Source organism: Actinomyces oris (assembly GCF_001929375.1).
Classification (GTDB): domain Bacteria; phylum Actinomycetota; class Actinomycetes; order Actinomycetales; family Actinomycetaceae; genus Actinomyces; species Actinomyces oris_B.
In genome coordinates this window covers 173,705-189,864 of record NZ_MSGO01000005.1, presented here as the reverse complement: position 1 = coordinate 189,864, position 16,160 = coordinate 173,705, and the positions used below count along the sequence as shown (strand labels likewise).

General features: G+C 58.8%; 12 protein-coding genes. 7 read left to right on the top strand and 5 right to left on the bottom strand.

Going from position 1 to position 16,160, the window contains the following annotated elements; genetic code table 11:
* Positions 1-99: 99 nt before the first annotated feature.
* Positions 100-1,254, bottom strand: a complete 1,155-nt coding sequence (locus BKH32_RS01345) for a hypothetical protein (RefSeq protein WP_075248272.1) — start codon at positions 1,252-1,254, stop codon at positions 100-102.
* A 220-nt stretch (positions 1,255-1,474) separates the two neighbouring features.
* On the opposite strand from BKH32_RS01345, the gene BKH32_RS13425 reads away from it, so the two are divergent.
* Positions 1,475-2,626: a helix-turn-helix domain-containing protein gene (locus BKH32_RS13425; RefSeq protein WP_143222647.1), complete on the top strand. Its 1,152-nt coding sequence runs from the start codon at positions 1,475-1,477 to the stop codon at positions 2,624-2,626.
* Between the two features lie 75 nt (positions 2,627-2,701).
* Complete coding sequence (locus BKH32_RS13420) at positions 2,702-3,424, top strand: hypothetical protein (protein ID WP_143222646.1); 723 nt, start codon at positions 2,702-2,704, stop codon at positions 3,422-3,424.
* A 126-nt stretch (positions 3,425-3,550) separates the two neighbouring features.
* On the opposite strand, the gene BKH32_RS01335 is transcribed toward BKH32_RS13420, so the two are convergent.
* From BKH32_RS01335 to BKH32_RS01330, 4 genes are all read right to left on the bottom strand, one after another.
* A complete protein-coding gene (locus tag BKH32_RS01335) occupies positions 3,551-5,035 on the bottom strand; it encodes a serine/threonine-protein kinase (protein ID WP_075248270.1) in 1,485 nt (494 codons plus the stop codon).
* 509 nt (positions 5,036-5,544) lie between these two features.
* Positions 5,545-5,781 (bottom strand): hypothetical protein, encoded by a 237-nt coding sequence (locus BKH32_RS13415; RefSeq protein ID WP_143222644.1) that lies wholly within the window; start codon positions 5,779-5,781, stop codon positions 5,545-5,547.
* A gap of 278 nt (positions 5,782-6,059) precedes the next feature.
* Complete coding sequence (locus tag BKH32_RS13410; protein ID WP_143222642.1) at positions 6,060-8,042, bottom strand: hypothetical protein; 1,983 nt, start codon at positions 8,040-8,042, stop codon at positions 6,060-6,062.
* A gap of 1,270 nt (positions 8,043-9,312) precedes the next feature.
* Complete coding sequence (locus BKH32_RS01330) at positions 9,313-10,308, bottom strand: hypothetical protein (RefSeq protein WP_075248269.1); 996 nt, start codon at positions 10,306-10,308, stop codon at positions 9,313-9,315.
* A 568-nt stretch (positions 10,309-10,876) separates the two neighbouring features.
* Between BKH32_RS01330 and BKH32_RS01325 the strand changes: the two genes are divergently transcribed.
* The 5 genes from BKH32_RS01325 to BKH32_RS01305 all read left to right on the top strand — a co-directional run bounded on the left by BKH32_RS01325 (position 10,877) and on the right by BKH32_RS01305 (position 15,983).
* On the top strand, positions 10,877-11,176 hold the full coding sequence (locus BKH32_RS01325) for a hypothetical protein (protein WP_009233120.1): 300 nt from the start codon (positions 10,877-10,879) through the stop codon (positions 11,174-11,176).
* A gap of 89 nt (positions 11,177-11,265) precedes the next feature.
* Complete coding sequence (locus tag BKH32_RS01320; RefSeq protein ID WP_256690316.1) at positions 11,266-11,904, top strand: PepSY domain-containing protein; 639 nt, start codon at positions 11,266-11,268, stop codon at positions 11,902-11,904.
* Between the two features lie 416 nt (positions 11,905-12,320).
* Positions 12,321-13,040 (top strand): MT-A70 family methyltransferase, encoded by a 720-nt coding sequence (locus BKH32_RS01315; RefSeq protein ID WP_075248267.1) that lies wholly within the window; start codon positions 12,321-12,323, stop codon positions 13,038-13,040.
* A gap of 54 nt (positions 13,041-13,094) precedes the next feature.
* A complete protein-coding gene (locus tag BKH32_RS01310) occupies positions 13,095-13,286 on the top strand; it encodes a hypothetical protein (RefSeq protein ID WP_256690314.1) in 192 nt (63 codons plus the stop codon).
* Positions 13,287-13,673: 387 nt separating this feature from the next.
* On the top strand, positions 13,674-15,983 hold the full coding sequence (locus BKH32_RS01305) for a type IV secretory system conjugative DNA transfer family protein (protein WP_178384519.1): 2,310 nt from the start codon (positions 13,674-13,676) through the stop codon (positions 15,981-15,983).
* Positions 15,984-16,160: the final 177 nt, after the last annotated feature.

The following is a 16,160-nucleotide window of genomic DNA, read 5'->3' as shown; positions in this document are numbered from 1 at the left end:
CCAGAGACTATGTATCTCAGGACGATGTATCCTGTGGTTGTTCGTAGCGGTCGAGCAGGTAAGGAGGTGGTCATCATGGGTGGCGGCGAGTGACCAGAACTAGCCCGCTCGTCGAGCGGTTGCTGCCTCAGGCTGAGTGGTCTGGGGCAGCTCGTCTTGCAGTGCCCAAGTGAAGGCGAAGCCGGAGTGGGGCATGAGCCATCCGCATGCCTCGACAGTGACGGCCTTGCCTGGCACAGCGTCTGGCATACGGGTGACGCGAGCCGATTGAGCGGTGGCCACGGTGTCGCTGACGCGCAGGTCGGCGATGGTCGTATCGCTGTAGTCGAGGTGTACCGATAGGTCTCGGGTGGGTTGGGCAACCTCGAAGAAGAGACGGTGGCCCCATTGCGGCACTACTGTGCGGATCACTTGGCGGATACGGACTGGCTGACCTTGTACGGCGTCCTCATCCAGGCTGACGCTGTACGTCTGGCCTGTCTTGTGGGTGCTGCGACGAATCGTCTGTGAGCGTCCGTCTACCGTTAGCTCGAGGAGCTCGTAGGAGGATCGGCTGGCTGCGTCAACGCCTGGACGGTTCTGGAGAAGCCATGCTGCCGTGGCCGGCGTATCGGCGAGTAGCTCGTTGTACTCCTCCTGGTCAGACACACAAGCGAAGCGCCGGGTGGCACTGCTGGGTACGGTGGTGTACTCCCACTCCACGGTGACGTCTAGCAGAGGAGTACCTGCGGTACTCCTCTCTACTGCAGTAGAGAGCCGAACGCGCACTGCCACGTCGTACCACCGCTCGGCGGCGCGGATAGCTTGGTCGCGGATATCGCGGTAGATCTCTCGGGCGAACTGCTCGTCGCCCAAGCGTAGGGCCATCACGTTGGCGGCGATGTCGTCCAGCAGCTCCGGCGTCGCCACACGCTTCAAGTCATCAGGATGGATGGCGAAGCCCTCCACCACCGCATCACGCATCGCCGGAGCCTCCTCGCGGATGATCTGGCGGAAGCGGGCCAGCGTGTGCGCCTCCTGATCTCTCCGGAAGGTGTACTCGAAGAACGTCGACAGCAGCCCCGCACCAAACAGCGTTCCACCCAGCTCGCCCAGCGGCAGGGCATGCAGCCACTGCCAACTTCCCAGCTGCAGCGGAGTCAGCCAGGCGTTGAGCATCATGAGGAGGACGCCGGCCAGAGTGAAGGAGACGGCGAGTAGGGCGGCCTTGAGCCGACGGAGGCGATGGTGGGGAGAGGGGACGCTATCGGACATTACATTATTAATTTTAGCACTTTTATAATCCGGATAAAATATACTGGAACATAATTTCCTTTAGGTTGGGCTTCCTGGTTACTGGACAAGTTATACTGACTTGGAAGCGTGAGAGGGGTGCTCTGAGGTCGAAAAGGTACTTATTGCTCCTACAGCAAAGCGCCAACGTGAATCGCCAACACAGCTGGCAACAGCCGAGCTATCTGTCAAACGAGGAATTGTGAAACAGTTGAACGATAATGGATACTACTGTCCAATTGATCTCGACGCTCCTTTTGTATTAACCGACAAGCCTCCCGATTACAATTCAATTCCTTACTATTGGCGTCGTGTTGCAGGAGCAGGATACTGCAGGAAGGCCTATATTTCGACACTCGGCAAGCCGCGGAGCGCGATAAACTGTGGTCGAACTTCTGTAGCGTTCGAGGCGGTGCCGGAGCCTGATAATGCGTGGGATCCCTGTGCAGTCCGTCTCGACCTCAACGGCAAAAAGGCCGGATACGTCAATGCCAGTGCTGCACCAAGGTTATATTCGATCGCGTGCTATTGGGAGTTTCAAGGAAAGAGGCTCGTACTTCCTGGGGTGATCTGGTTCGATCTAAGTGAAGGAAGTGAAAACTATGATCTAAACTCCTGGGTAGCGCTTCCGACGGTCCAAGAGGTTAAGAATCACATTCCGGTGGATCTCATTATCCAAGAACTTGTCTCATGGTGGAAGAAGGCCCCGCAAGATATATGCGATGACCTTGAAGAATCTCACTTCCATCTGTCTCACAAGGTTCATCGTTATCTCGTCGATAATCATCATCTAATCCCGCACGTTCCTTTAGAAGGAGCGACTGAGGGGCCTTCGCCCTTGGTTGTCGACTGGGCACTTGCCGAAATCCGCAATATGTTCTACGAAGAAAAAGCAGAAAAACGAGCCTTGGAGCGACAGCAGTTCGAGGCGGATGTTGTGGAAAAAGTTCGTGCAGGCATGAGCTATACGGCCACGGCCAAGGCTCTGGGCGTCAGCCCATCAACGGTTTCTAAGATAGCAAAGAAACATGGAATCAAAAGCACCCGCAACACCACTGACGTTGCTCGGATAGTCGAGCGGCGCCGTACTGCGCTGTCGCTTCAGACGTCAGGCATGTCTGTTGCCGAAGTGGGGGAAGCGATGGGTGTCAGTGCCCGCTCGGCCGAGAAGTTACTCGGAGATGGCAGGTTTTACGCGTCACCCAGAGACTATCCGGAGCGGCTGCGCTTAGCGGAGCGCCAATTTCGTGAGCAACTAGCGAGTGACGGAAAGGTGTCAGAACGTCAGAAGCGGCAGGCGCGTCGAGATACGGCCGTTTTGGCGTATTTGAGAAAAGAGCAACCGCAGAACTAAGGTTGATGCAGGATGTAGTGAACCGAGCAAGAGAAACGTCGTCATTAAGAAAATAATACTAGAAATGAATATGATATGAGCAAAGAAACAACTCCACTGGGCGATGACGAGAGGGACAATGAAGCCTCTCGCGAAGACGATGAATCCGTCGATTCGATGATGGATGCTATAGAAGCGGATGAGGGTGATGGTGTTCGAATGACATTGCGAGAGATGCAAGAAGCAATCAATGACGAGTCTCATCCTCAGCATGAAGAAGCATTGAGACAGAGCAAGAAGCTTGCCGACGCCCTGAAGCCTGCTATGCGAGCACTTAATGAACGTGTGGCGGAGCAAATTTCACGAATTAGAGTGCCAGTAAGTTTTGATCCTAAAGTGGTCATACAAAACGAATCATTCAAGAAGATCGTTGAATCAGTGCCTCCGACGACAGATATACTTCCAAAAGTTTATGCAGACGATGCATCAATGATTCCAAGGTCGGCCATTGTTCAACCAGCTATTGAATCTCAATATCGGCGTAATTTTGAGGTGGAGCTAGACGGCATCGCAGAAGCTGTTCAGGAGCGCGATGAGCGGGCCGAGAGTCAGGTCGAAATGACTGCTGCTCAATTGGATGTACTGCAGGCGATGGCTGCCAATATTCAGCAACTCAACCAAAAGATGGAAAGTGTGGATCGAAGAATCTATGAGAGCAACAAAAGTGCAGGAAAGGCTTCCGCGTGGACAATCTGTATCGGAGCGTGGACTCTTGCTATCACGATTGTTGGCCTCATTGTAACAGTCGTTCGTGGTTAATCGCACTCGAAACAAGAGAACCAACTTTTTAACGTATACTGGACGCTGGGAGGTTAAAGGAACTCCTCGCGTTGTGTAGAGCGTGGGCTGGCAACTTCGTTGGTGATGACACCAACCTGCCAGGATTTAGGCTCCCCGCCAGTTGCGCTCAACAGGCTTCTCCGGCATGGTCGATGGCTTAAACAACTTGGAATTGCTCGCCTCTGCGAACCAGCCAATCCAGCGGTCAACAAACTCTTGCGGGTCTGCGCGGTCAAGTCGCTCGAGAGGCCAGGCAAGTTGTGCAGTACCAATTACTCTCTCGAAGGCTATTGAGATCTGTTCTGGCTGCGCAGCGTATGGCTCCATACGCTGCCGACCACCGAATAGCGGAGAATCCATAAACGCAAGTTCAAACCAGTCAAACCGCCCCTCATGCAGTGCGTCGCAGTACCATAGGGAATGTGAACGGCCAGGATAATCGTTGTGAGTCGAGGTTTGATCCAACTCGATACTGGCACAAGCGATCACCTCAAATGGCCCGTTCCATCGCTCTGGCTGGATTATTCGCGGACTCACAAACTCGAGACGCGCCGCAACCAATGTCACGATCGAGATCGTGATCTGGTCACCGAGATTTGTCTGCTCACGCCGCTCTTCGGTCTTTGCAAAAGGTGCGTTATCGACGATCGTGTCTTGTACCGTGGATCGGAGGTGTTCAAACGACCGACATGCGTCTTGGAATAATCTCTTACGTCGTTCTCGCAACATCCTGCGTTGCTCGTCTTCGGCTAGCGCTTGCGACCGCAGCGCCGAAAACTGTTGCGAAACTTGCTGTAGTTGCTGTATGCCAGGACTTGCAGGAGCGTCTGCAGCGTGGGCGAGTTGCTGCAGAACCCAATCGACGGTGGGGCGTGCTCCAGCCGCTTTGTAGAGACAGTGTCCGACCATGAGCTGTAGCTGAGGAACCTCGATGCTCAAATCTGGCGGAGCAGTGTTAAGGTGCATCTCTCGTAACTCTGCTGCGGTGTCTCCTTCGAACGGCAGGTGGCCTTCTAGCAGTTCGTAGGCCATCACCCCGAAGGCGTATATATCAGTGGATGGCGTTGCCCGTTCACTCTGCCACTGCTCTGGAGCCGCGTACAGCTTGGTGAAGCTATGCTTACGCGTCGCAGCAGATGTTGAGGCGTCTCGATAGCGGGCGATGCCAAAGTCGCATAACTTCCAGACGCCGTCCGTGTAGAGCACGTTCTCTGGCTTCAGGTCACGATGAACCAGACCTTTTTGCCCAATCTCATTCAACCCATGCGCGACATCGGAGAGGATAGCAATCTTTTCCTCGAGGCACAGATCATTGTCCGTAATGTACTGGCGGAGAGAATACTCGGCGCGCGGCATGATCAGGACGTACATGTTGTCATGCTCACCACTGTCCAGCACGGGCACCACATGGGGCAAGTTCGTTGAGGCTCCGATCAGGAGCTCACGCTGAGCGCCAGGCTCGATCGGGACGAACTTCGCCACCGCACGTTCGACGCCGTCCCGCCGCGCCTCTCGCACCGATCCATACCCACCAGCACCGAGCTCGTCTCCGACTTGCCACGTATGCTGCTCAAGCTTCACCGTCACCATGGCTGAATGTTACCTGAACAGAGCGTCGACGGCTCCGCGCAGGTGCTGCATGTGCCGCACGGCGCCTAACAGGTGGTGGAATGTGCCGACTTACGGCAGGTTGAGGCTACTACCCCTGATCGCCGGGACGATGACCCTACGGGCGGTGACTGTGAAGCACGGTGAGACGGGGTACGTACACTAGGATCCGTTGGGCTAGTTGGCGACGCTTCTGCCGTCGTATCGGGCATGGTCACACCGACCGCCGCCGTCACCTCCCAGTGGTTGGCTATGGCTGTGTGTGGGGGGCAAGGTTATTCATCCAAGTCTCGGAGGACGCCCGCAGGAGCGTCGTCTCGGAGATGAACATCCCCAGGTGTTGAGCTCTCAAGCCGGACAGTGCCAGGTAGGTGGTGCGCTCTTAAGAACTCCGCTAGGCTTGTGCGCCTATGCACCGACGCCCCCAGATCTGCTAGAGAACAAACAACCGCCTATCGACTTTTGCAGGCTCAGACAGTAAGCCAAATTATTCATTGGCCGTCTGCATCATCGTCTTGTTCTTGCTCTTCTGCATCAAAGGCTTTACGTAGCTCAGCCCGAGCAGTCTCCTGTGACTCAACGTTCACTTGCTTCTTTCGCTGATAGACCTTGTATGCAACTCCAACAATACCCGCGCCGACCGCAGTGAAAACTGCGCCCTGCACGCGCAACCCCATCGCCGCTCGTGATACGGCAGCTGATTCGAGGTTAGCGATCAGTTTCTCCACACCACCAGCTTCCTTTGCCGCCTTTGTCAACTGCCCGTATGCGCCAAGGATTTTCAATCCCGGCCGTTCCCATACTCCGTTCGATCTTGTGGACTTTAATTATAGCCCACGCAGAGAGCCTCTTCACAATCGAGAGTGTGACGAGAACTGACCTAGTTGTCGTCGCTCACTCTGCAGGAAGTCAATGGAGTCGGTTTGGGTATGTTGGTTGAGTAGTTGAGTTGCTCGTTTGGAGCGCCGTACTTGGGATCGGGTGGCACGCGATTAACAGAACCTGTTTAAATAAGCGATAGCCAAGAAAGTGCCTGCTCAACTATCGGCCAGAGTGTCTTACCGGCTACGCCTAGGAACCGGACAACAAACGAGTATGTAATGGCCGTGGCTTTAATGAGCAATAATAACAACAGGAGTTCTAACAGCAGTTTTCGTCGTGTCGTGGGATAGAGCTTGAGAGCCCACGTGGGTAGAATTTGTGCGTGGACATCGTGGAGTATATGTGTGTTGCCTTTGTGGTTAAACACCGCCATATTAAAAATTTTCCATTTTGCTTGGCGGGCGAGTCGTTTTGTTAGCTTGATTCTTCTATTTCGGTCATTCTCAGTCTTATATATTTCCGCTAACTGATCGTCAATGAGCTCATGATATTTTTGCGCTAGTTTCATACGCGTATCTTCGAAGGCGTCGGCTCTGAAATATTCGATCCTCACAATCTGAATGAGCGTGTGAAATATTGCCTTTAACCCTAAGAATATAGCTATGACGAATAGCGTAATCGAGTACTGATTTCTCCCCACTACCGCTAAACTGCAGGCTGTGATGACGAATATTACGGTGGCTTTGGCAACGGCAGAACGTACTTTTAATAGTGTCTGATAAAGCACAAGATGCTCTTCACCGACCACCAAAAATCCGAGCAGCAGAGGCAACCCAAGGGTACTGACTGATGACAAACTAATTCCGTAATCGGATTCCTTTGCTTTAAGTATGTTGACGGCGAGAGCATATATGCTACATACTAGCAGGCCTAATGTCGGGACCAAGAATCTTGATCGCCTGCTACTCATACTAAGACACACTTGCCACGTTGACGATGCGTTGTCAGCTCCCGTAGGTGACTGATCGGTACTTCCAATCGGCCATCGTGGCGGTAAACCGCAGTCATGAAGCTCTACATGTCTTCGATTATATATTACGTTCAGTGTGGCGGCCGACCCTGTAGTTTTAAGCGTTGGTTTCTTCTTACCTCCTTCATCAACATGTGCCATCGGTTCCATATAGCCATAGTTCGGTGACCAATGCTTCGGCGACTTACTTCCAAGGGGCCAACGGTATAGTGGAAAATTGTGTGTGCCGCAAAATATCCTAACACTATCGATAATCATACCTTTTGGACACACGAGTCGAGCGTGACATTCTTTAGCGTTGCGCCCGAATAAGGGCAGTCCTATCATGTACTCAGTTCCGGTAAAGACATTCGATAGTTTCCAGCCTGGACGGGATTTAGAGTCAGAGTGCCCCACAGAGTCATACTTTACCAATGTGATGGTGTCTATATCTTTTCCAGCTACCTCACTGTAGAATTCTCGACGCGCTTCTAATGGATTATTTGAGCACTCCATAGCGGCGAATAGAGTATAGTTGACTTTCAGCATTTGATAGGATTGAATGAATGGAGTGAAGAACTTATCCCCCAATTTGTATAACGCTTCGTCATAAACTCCGTCAGGTAGCAACTCAACAAGTTTTGCTTTTACCGCAATCGCTGTCTCTGCAACTTCCTGCTGATTGACGTGCGCCGTCGATTCAAGGATCCACTCAATTGTGTCCAGAACCCAGAGTTGATTGGTGTCTAATTGTACACTGTTGGTTAAGAGAGCTCGTATCAGTCTTCCCGTAAGGACAGCAGCATTGAGTATCTCGTTTTCATAGCTCTGTGCTAGTGTGACGTGATGGCTCTGTGAATTCCAAACTTCTGCGTTAAGCAGCGGGCGTCGGATCAGCCTCTCCTGCAGTGGAAGGAAGAACCTTTTGCTTGTTTGATTGTAGTCGTATCGAATTTGGTTGATGGCGTTGTAGTCAACGTCCAAGGCTACCGTTCGTTTTAGTGTTCGTTCGCTTTCAAACTCAATAGTCTCTATTTCGCTTCGCGTCCATTCTCTGCCAGAGAGAGTCTGATAGTATAGACAAACTTCCCAGAGTCTGCTTTCTTCTCCGAGTACGCTGATGATTGCGTTTCTAACATTTAGAAAAGTAGTGTTCATGCTCTTTATTCCAAAATGGACATTGGACGATTCTATGATGGCAATCTGCAGATTCGGCAATAGTCTGCGTTTTCTCGGGTTAGTACTGCTCGCTTCGCCTTATTGTATGTACTTAAACTAAGTAAAAATGCACCAAAATAGCGCCCCTATATGATGTGTAGAGACGCTAATTTGTGGTCGGCTGTAACCAGCAGTCAGTATTAGTTGGCTACACGCTGCTCATCGGAGCTAGACTGCGCCGAATTGACATTGGATACGAACATTCTATCGATACGATCATAGTATCCCGGTTCTTTCGCTTCCTCAATTAGTGCGCGCTGATCTTCGAGTAGTTCAGGTGTTGTTGGGTAAGCTAACGGAATGCTGACAAGTAGGTCGGAACTACTGTTCGGTAATCCATATGCGACCTGGTCGGCTACCGGGCCAATTACATTAATGTTTCGCGATTCAATTGTGTGCTTGTAGTTTTCTAGCTTCTGCACCGCTCGACGGACATAGTCTTGCATAAACAGTGGCATGGTTTTTGACTCCGTTACTCGTGAGGCTAGTGCCCCAATAGCGTGTTTTAGGCGTTCACGTAAAGTGTGCGTACTTACTTCTTGGCTCGAGGGATATTTTTCGCCAGCGGAGCCAAACTGGCCTGATTGTTGAGATAATCGTTCACACATAACACGTCTATCATACCATAGATTGGCTATGTGTGCCCAACGATTAATCAACTCGACCGATAAATTAAGGGATGGGTAACACCTTCATTCCCCAACGTCGTGGGGCGGTATTTATATCGTCCTGCCAAATCACTTCACAATCGATGCGTTTGCGGCAATGATCAAATGGCAACGACTGTGGCTTTGTAGTGCAGGCTGACGTGGTTATAGTAGGCATTCGGCAGCAGCGGAATATGGCGGTCAAGAGCATCCAGTAGGCAAGCAGTGTGCCTGTCTGGTGTGTAGGTGCCTTGGTGCTCATATCCTTCCGCCTTTGCGCTACTGCTGATGGATGATGGTGCCCCGATGCGGCGTGGCGTTCAACGCTGTTCCGCTGCGGTTATGTGTAAATCTTGGGGTCGATGCAGCCAATATACCGCTGTGGGTCGGTAGAAACAGTAGTCCACGCTGAGTCTGTTACATTAGCAGGAGGAAGGGGTTGGTGATGTCGCAACTTCGCAGGTCACGGGCAGTTTCGAGGTTCTTTGCATTGTAGGAGTGCACAACCGATTGTCACGCGATGGTAACGACGAAGGTGGGGCGCAACCTCGTGGATACTCTCTTCACCACTCCCACCCGAACCCGCTGAACAGCCCGCCGTGGACGTCGCGCTGGGTGAGGGTGGCACGCTGCTGGGCGTCCAGGTGTGTGCGGTTGTACTGGTTGGCGGCTTGGGGACGGGCGAAGGGGCTAGCCCCAGTGAACTGCCAGATGCTGGACGGCACCTCCCCGATGAAGCGTACCTGGATGGTGGCCAGCAGTGAGCGGGCGTGGAAGGCCCGGCTAGCCAAGGAGATCGGCGTGGTGGGCTCCTCACCCGGCAGGGGCTCGAGGCGGAAGGCGAGGTCGTAGCGCGTCGCGTCGTGCATCGGCGTGCGCCTACCGGTGGCCGGGTCGATGTGCCAGAAGTGGTCGTTCCACCCAGCCCCTTCGACGGGACGGCTGTTGACGCTGAACTCTCCGCCCGGCTGCGCCGTGACATGGGCGGGGTAGGAGCGCGAGATGGTGACGAAGTCCAGCTCGCCGGCCATGTTGGCCAGCCGGTAGTGCTCCACCGTGCCCCGCCACCGACGCTGCTCCACCACGATGAGGGTAGTGGTCTCCTCATAGACGATCCCACCGTGCATCTCCGGCACATCCAGCACCAGCGGTGCCTGGGCGTAACGCCCGGCCACCAGGCGGCTGTGCAGCAGGCGCAGGCCGGCCTCCTCCCGCGACGCGATCGTCTCCATGCTGCACCCCAAGCGGGTCGCCATGGCTCGTCGCCGCTCCAGCAGGCTGCCACTACCCGCCGTCTCAGGGCTGAGGGCGAAGGCTGCCAGCAGCACACCTACCAGCGGCTCATCCTGCTCACTCCCGCTCTCACTCAGGCTGTGAATAGCCGAGACAAAGCGGTGACGCAGCCGCTCAAAGGAGTCCTCCAGGCTACCCCGGAGCACCTCATCGACGATCGGGGCGTGCACCAGCCGCGCCGCCGTAAACCCACCGCGCTTGCGCAGCCACGCCAGCTCACGCAGCAAGGAAGCAGCGTCATCGGCATCGAGACGAGCGCGGGACATGAGCAAGCCTCCTTGAGGGGAGTACGGGCAGAGCTGGTGCGGGGATAGGCAGAGATGAAGTCGCTGGGGCGGGGCAGCGAGGAGCTGCCCGAGAGGTCGGTGCCGGTGCTGGTGAGGCGCCTGCCGCGACGGGCCAGTCATGGGTGGTAACTCAGTCGTCGGCAGACGGGACGGGCCGCAAGCCAGCCTAGACCGAGAGGTCGGAACAAACCAGGAGATATAGCGGGGGAGCCGAAGAACAGAGGCAAGCCGTCTGCTCCTGGCTTGGCGGACTGGCTCCTTGCCGCAGTCGCTGGCCTGCCGACCGCGAGGGGCCGACTCGTAGCTGCTCGGGTGCGTCAGTGGTGGATGCCTGAGTGAGCCCTCTTTTCCAACTTTCTTCCAACTTTGACGGCACTGCGGCGCGGCCTGCCTACCGTTCTAACCAACGCCACGAGCCCAGGGCCAGACCGGCAGAAAACGCTGGTCTAGCGCGGCTAGTGGCAGGTAGCGCGGCCCGCTCCGCCCAGAGCGGCAGCCCCGGCCGTCGTTCTCTCTTCCTTCCTCTCTTCTCGAAAGGACTCTTCTCATGGCTTCTACCAATCTCAGTCTCTTCTCGCCCCAGCGCACTCGGATGGGGGTGGTGCTGGGCAATGGCCAGGCCCGGGTGACCAGGCGGGAGATCGAGCAGGTCGCCGCCCAGGCAGAAGTAGCGGCCCAGGCCGAGCAGGCCCGGGCCTTCCTGACCTCTCAAGTCCTGACCAACATCGCCACGCTGGTCACCCAGGCCGAGGCCCAGACCCGCATCGCTCCCGGCGGTGCTCAGTTCTACGAAGCGATCATCACGGGATACGCCCTGGGCGCTGGGCAGCGGATCGGGCAGCTGTAGCCCCAGGGGCGCCGCTTCTTCTCCTCACGTTCTTCTCTCCGCTTCCTTCTCTTCTTCTCTCATCTCTTCTCATCTTCGGAGGTTTCATCATGACGGTCGTAATCGGGATCCTGGCCCTCATCGGTCTGGCGGTAGTGGGCGCAACCGGCTGGGCGTTCGCCCACGGGATGCGCGACGGCCTGGCAGCCTGGCGGGAGGTCCCACCCGGCGGAGCGAGTCAGCCGGTGCCCATGGGTGAGCCGCCGCTCTCGCTGTCCGCCGCGCTGCCGAGCAGCTACCAGGCTGGTCAGCTCGCCGGTGAGGTCGCAGCCAGCTGGCGCTCCGCACACCAGGCGGCCAGAGCAGCAGGAGCGCCAGGCGTACCGGCCAGCTCCTCCTGGGCAGCCGCCCTGGCCCTGGGCAGTGAGCTGAGCCAACAGCGCCAAGAAGCCGGCCGGGCCATGCAGGCAGCAATGGCCCAGGTGCTGCAGGACAACGAGCAGGCAGTGCGGGAGGCAGCGGCGTCTACATCCACCGGCAGAGCTCACGGCACCGACGGTGGTGATGACCGTGACGGCACGTCTCCTGGAGCGGTGCCGGATGCATCGGATGGTGACGGCAACAGTGGTCAGTCGGTGGCTGGTACGGCCCGTCCCACCTGGCCGGCTCACTCGCCCTCGCGTCGCCCGCCGCGGCCGCGCCCCACGCGGTGCACGCAGCAGCGACCGGCGCGGTCGGACGAGCGGTAGCCGTGAGCGTTCGTCTCCATTCTCCATCCACATGCTGCGTCGTTTCGCCCGCTTGTTGCAAAAACTACAGCACCGACTTTCGTGGCCACTAAATGGCGTGTGTGTCCATTTTGTGCGCTGGGGTGGCACCACAGAAACGGCTCAAGAACGGCACGTGTCGCGTCGCTTGGTAATAGTGAATCTGGAGGCCTTGCAACACGCGAGTGTTCGTGGAATGTATGGGATAAGGGCACCCGGCTGCCGAAGTGCGAAAAGCTGGCAGTGGGATAGTCCGGAGCAAATAGCACGTATGAACAAAAAGGAGGGGCATCATGCAGCAGACAAAACAGACAAGACGAGCGTGCACTGGGGGAGCGGGGGCTCGACGAGGTGCGGCGGCCAGACAGGCTGGCGCAGTGGTAAGTCAGAACGGTGGTGTGACGGCGACCAGTGCTGGCTCATCGCCCGCCATCCCTGGTCTGCCGCCTGGTGGCTTTGCCACCATCCTGGTCGATCCGCCCTGGCCACTGCAGAGTGGTGAGAAGCACTACCGGACGATGAGTCTGGCGCGGATCAAGGCGCTGCCGGTGGGGGCGTTGGCGGCCCGTGATGCCCACTTGTGGCTGTGGACGACGAATGCCTTGCTGCCGAGGGCGTATGAGGTGGCTGAGGCCTGGGGCTTTACGGTGCGCAGCCCACTGACCTGGGTGAAGTTCCGCCTTGGCCTGGGTGGTCGTTACCAGCTGCGCAATGCCACCGAGCAGCTGCTGTTCTGCACACGGGGGAGAGCCCCGCTGGGTTCGCGTTCCCAGCCGACCTGGTTCAACGCCCCCGTACAAGAGCACTCGCACAAGCCAGCGGAGCAGTTCGCCATTATCGAGCGGGTCAGCCCTGGGCCGTACCTGGAGCTGTTTGCCCGTAGGCGGCCTGAGTCGAACCAGCCCTGGGCGGTGTGGGGCGACCAAGTAGAGAGCGACATCCGTATCCCCGGCTTTGCCGTGCCGCGGTACAGCGAGCGGGCGTGCGAGGCAGAGGCCGAGACACCGACCACGGCAACGGAGCGGACGGAGTCGGTGCAGACGGTGGTGGCTGGTGCGTCCCGTGGTGATGACCGAGATGACAGCGCTGGCGGTAACGGCAAGGAGGTCCTGCGATGAGTCGGCCGTGGCGGGACAAGTACCCAATTCGCAGTCTTCGAGGAGATGGTGATGATGAGCGATTCGAGGCGTTCTTTGCCCGGCAGCCTGCTGCGATGCGGCGTCGGCCTGCTCCTGATCGCGATGGGGCTGAGGTGGATCGTCGTCATCGTGCAAAGCAGCTGGCCCTGGCTCGTCGGGCTGCTCGCCGTGAGCGCCGCCGCCTGGCTGGCAGTGCGCTGGTGGCGCAGCCGACGGGAGTGGTGAGGGAGCCCAGCACTCACGGTGGTCACAATCGGTCTGGCCAGCGTGAGCAGCGACGTCGGTCGGAGCGGGCTGAGCAGTGCTCGAGTTGGCCAGTTGACGACAAGACGCAGCGGACACGTTCCCGTCGGCGTCGCTCTCCTCATCCCACTGGCGGTGACCAGGGCGAACACCTTCCCGCCAGGAGGCAGCCATGATGGCCCTGCATCCTGGTGGTCGCCCAGGCTCATCGCGGCGAGTGCAGCTGGTGCCGGTGCGGCGAAGCGGCATGGATCACCGGGCGGTGGCGCGGATCGTGCTGGCACTGGCGCGGCAGATGGCGACGAAGGATGAAGCAACCAAGCCAGCGACTAACCCTGCTGTCTCCTCCGCGCCGGGAGGTGCCCCGTGATGGCCCGCTCCGCTCGCCCCCTGGTGTGGCACCAACTCCGCTTTGCTCTGCCGCTCGCTCAGGACACGGCGGTCGGGCTGGTGGAGCGCATTCTGGCGGACGGTTCGCTGGGTCGGGTGGTGCTGGAGCTGCGCGCCTCAAGCGGTCAGGCGGTCTGGGTGGTGGGCTCGAGCGCGGGTGAGCGGTTGGCGAGGGTGGTGCGTGAGCTGGTGCCGGGCTGCCGGGTGTCTCGTGGCTTCTCGCGGCGAGCGGTGGATCAGGCGGTGGTGGTGTCGGCCCGCCCGGTCGGGGCGGGACTGGCGGCGGAGCGCCTAAGCGCAGTGGTACGGGCCGTCCTAGCCGCCTTAGCAACCACGGCTAAAGACGAGGAGCTGGTGGTGCAGCTGCAGCTGGGGCGGCGCTTTAGCCCGGAGGCGTGTGGGCGGGTGGAGCCGCAGGGCTGGCTGGAGCTGCTCGGCCTCGTACCGATTCCATCTCTTAGTGGTGAGCGGGGTCGGCGACTAAAGGCACAGGTGGGGCGGCATCGAGCAGCAGTCTGTCTGCGCTTGGGGGTGCGGGCGGCCTCGCCGCTGCGCCAGCGGACGCTGCTGCAGGGGCTGCTGGGGGCGCTGCGCCTATTAGAGGGGCCGGGGGTGCGGCTGCGCGCCCGCACGGAGCACCCCGCCAAGCTTGACGGGGTGCGGCGGCCGTGGCGGCCCGGATTGGAGCTTGGTGCAGGAGAGATTATGGCGATGGCGGGCTGGCCGGTGGGTGAGGGGGTGCTTCCGGCGACGCCGTCGGCTCATCCGCGGGTGCTGGCGCTGCCTCAGGCGCGTGAGACGCAGCGGGCGTTTGCCACGGGGGTGGCAGATCAGGCGGGTGAGCGCCTTGGTATCTCGATTGGTGATGCGCTCTATCACACGGTGCTGCTGGGGCCGACGGGGGCTGGTAAGTCCACCGCCTTGGCGCATCTAGCGTTGGCGGACATTCACGCTGGTCGGGGTGTGCTGCTGATCGATCCGAAGACGGATCTGGTGGCGGACATTCTGGCGCGGATTCCTGAGCAGCGGCGCGATGACGTGGTGGTGATCGACCCGACCAGTAGCCGCCCGGTGGGGATCAACCCACTGGCCCGGGCGCAGACGACGCGTGGTGCGTCGTCATCAGGCGGCGGCGTGCTAGGTGGTGGTGCGTCGCCGGAGCTGGTGGCCGATACGGTGCTGGCGACGTTGAAGGGGGTGTTTGCTGAGTCCTGGGGTGTGCGGGTGGAGCAGGTGCTCTCTGCGGCGCTGGTGACGTTGGCCCGCACGCCGGGAGCGACCTTGGTCGATCTGCCCCTCTTGCTGACGAACACGGCTTACCGTCAGCGGCTCATTGCCGCCTCGGGGGCGGATCCGCTGGGGACGGGGCAGTTCTGGGCGGCCTATGAGGCGCTCAGTGAGGCGCAGCGTCAGCAGTGGGTCGGGCCGGTGCTGACGCGGCTGCAGCCTTTCCTGATCCGCCCGCACCTACGGGCCACGCTGGGGCAGGCCGCGCCGTCGTTCGACCTGGAGGAGGTGTTCACGCGGCGGCGCATTGTGCTGGTTAGTCTCAACAAGGGGGTGCTGGGGGCGGAGTCGGCTCGGCTGCTTGGGTCGCTGCTGGTGGGCCAGCTCTGGCCACTCATCCTGGCACGAGCAGCGGTGGAGCCATCACGGCGGCACGTGGTCAGTGTCTTCATTGATGAGGTACAGGACTACCTGTCGCTGCCGGGCAGCCTGGCCGACGCCCTGGCCCAGGCCCGGTCACTGGGGGTGGCCTTCCACCTGGCGCATCAGTACCGCGGGCAGCTGCCTGCGGTGCTCAAGGCGGGGATCGATGCCAATGCGCGCAACAAGATCATCTTCTCCCTGAGCGCGGCGGACGCGACCGAGCTGGCCCGTCAGGCAATTGACCTGGAGGCGGCCGACTTCCAGCTGCTGCCGCGCTTTGGTGTCTACGCGCGCACCCTGCACCACGGGCGGGAGAACCCCTGGTGCCAAGCCACCACCCTGCCACCAACCCAGGACGCCCTGGCACTGCGCGCGAGCAGCCAGGCGCGCTACGGCCAAGACGCCGCGCAGACTGAGGCCGCCCTGCTCGCGCGGCTCGGACAGAACGACAGTACCCCGGGCGATACCAGTGATGATGCGGCGGCTCGACCGACGCTGGCCGGTGCTACCGACGCCCCGGATGGCCGTGGGGGAGAAGTGACGGGCGGAGACAGCGGGCCAGTGAACGGCGTACCTGGCTCGACGGCTGGTGTGGTGTTTGGCCGTCGGCCAGATAGGCGGAGCGGAGGAACGGCATGACGGGCGGAGGGATCGAGAGTGCCCGCGGCGCGTCAGACCACCACTGGGGCTGCGAAGTTCGCTGCGAAGTATCGCCCCTATCTGGCCCCTGCGCTTGTCTCCACCACTGGCTTGCCAAGACGCGTCGGGAGACGAGCCGGTCGACGCATCGCTGCAGCGAGCAGGCGCGGCTGTCGG